The organism is Vibrio sp. 10N.239.312.C11 (assembly GCF_041466065.1).
Classification (GTDB): Bacteria; Pseudomonadota; Gammaproteobacteria; order Enterobacterales; family Vibrionaceae; genus Vibrio; species Vibrio tasmaniensis_A.
In genome coordinates this window covers 1-1,688 of sequence record NZ_JBFSRZ010000131.1, presented here as the reverse complement: position 1 = coordinate 1,688, position 1,688 = coordinate 1, and the positions used below count along the sequence as shown (strand labels likewise).

1 protein-coding gene and 1 pseudogene are annotated in these 1,688 nt (G+C 41.3%); one reads left to right on the top strand and one right to left on the bottom strand.

Annotated elements, in window-relative coordinates; translation table 11 throughout:
* Positions 1–184: 184 nt before the first annotated feature.
* Positions 185–1,150 carry a hypothetical protein gene (locus AB6D07_RS22935; RefSeq protein ID WP_029222840.1) on the bottom strand — a complete coding sequence of 322 codons (966 nt, stop codon included), beginning with the start codon at positions 1,148–1,150 and terminating at the stop codon, positions 185–187.
* A 151-nt stretch (positions 1,151–1,301) separates the two neighbouring features.
* Here AB6D07_RS22935 and AB6D07_RS22930 point away from each other — a divergent pair.
* Positions 1,302–1,634 (top strand): annotated as a pseudogene (locus AB6D07_RS22930) (Lrp/AsnC family transcriptional regulator); the annotation flags it as partial.
* Positions 1,635–1,688: the final 54 nt, after the last annotated feature.

Genomic DNA, 1,688 nt, shown 5'->3' with positions numbered 1-1,688 from the left:
AAATACGCGAAACGGGGTTGTTCTATCTTTAAATTTAATTACGCAACAAAGCCGTTCTGGTCTTTCATACTAATTGGATTGACAGTAGCACCCATTGGAAAACCTTTATTTAGGCTCTTCTAAGAACAAACCTGAAATAGCTTTAACAACAATAGTAAAGCTATTTCAGGATGAGTTAGTCCAACTATGACTGAGAGACATCGCGATAAAAATACCGTTCGCAAGTGCTTGGATTCATGCGCTTAATGACGTTTGATATCACAGCGACAACCAACACCGAGAATACAAGCCTTCCCCAAAATATCGTGTAGAAATCAGCCCCGATGAGTAGGATCAACAACGTATCTTCAATTAAACTGTGGAGCAAGTTGAGCAGCATGATTGCGGTGAATACGTCTCTTGCTGAGATATGCCCTTTCTTGGCTTCATTGATTAATAAGCCGCCACCAAACGAAAGGCCGAGCGTGATTCCTATTATTGTTAGGTTTGTTGCGTCTTTGCTGATTCCCAGCACTCTTAACAATGGTCTCAGTAATACTGCCATGAGTTTCTCAATACCTAGAACCTTTAAGATCTTGAGTAACAGTAATAGTGCTGAGATTACCATGAAGATAACCGCAAAGTTCTTGAATTGTTCAAGCGCCCAACCAAGATAACTCGTGTCTCCAGATACTTCCGGTTGCCAAAGCACGGTTGCTGGGTAGTTGAGCCAGTCTCCGTATTGATAACTGAGGTTGAGTAGCCATGCCAGCACTAAGCCTCCACCCACTCTCACCGATAGGGTAGCCAGCCAGCTAACACCTGCTTTTTTGGCAATTGCGCCTTCAATTGGCAATGAGTGAGCAAGGAGCATCATGCTGCCTAAAATTGAAGCTTGAGCAACCGTTAAGGGAACATCGGAATTAATAAGGATAATTAGCCCGGCATAGATGTTGGTGAGTATGGTAGTTGCCCATACTAGACCCATTTCTTTGGGTAATCCGACGCTTTCCATTATAGGGCTTAGCCATTCGCTAAGAATCATTATGCCGCCAAGCTCTTCGACGACTTTTATCAATATGATGATTGGAATCATGATACGGAAAAGCGTCGAAGTGACATCGAAGATTTCTTTGAGGAGCTCTTTGAAAAATTGATAGGTTGATTTCATTGTTACGACCATAACTCGTTGTGTTGTATAAAAAGATCTTACCGCGATTGTTGTGATTATTATTTCAAAAATAACCTATAAAGTTGCCTGTAATTTTTAAATTGCCTTAAAGTAAGAAATTATCAGTCAAAAAATCATGGTTTAAGAAATTATGGAAATAGACCGTATAGATAGAAGCATATTGGTTGAGCTTCAGAAGAATAACCGGATCCCTAATCAATCGTTAGCCGAGATCGTAGGGCTATCACCTCCTGCTTGCTTAAAGCGAGTGAAACGATTGAGGCAAGAGGGCGTGATAGTCGGTGATGTATCGATCATTAATCCTGAGCTTACTGGTAGCAAGATGACCCTAGTTGTGTCCGTTGAAATGGAGCGCGATCGAGGGGATATCTATCAAATTTTTCGCCATTCTATTTCTAAGGCGTCAGAGGTTACTCAGTGCTATCAGATATCAGGCAGCTTTGATTTTATGTTGATTGTTACGGGGCTTTGTTGCGTAATTCAATGGAACTAAATCAAGAACCTACGATCTGATCAG

Excerpts from the sequence above, each read along its gene's own strand:
- AB6D07_RS22935 (WP_029222840.1), bottom strand. The coding sequence starts at position 1,150 with ATGAAATCAACCTATCAATTTTTCAAAGAGCTCCTCAAAGAAATCTTC.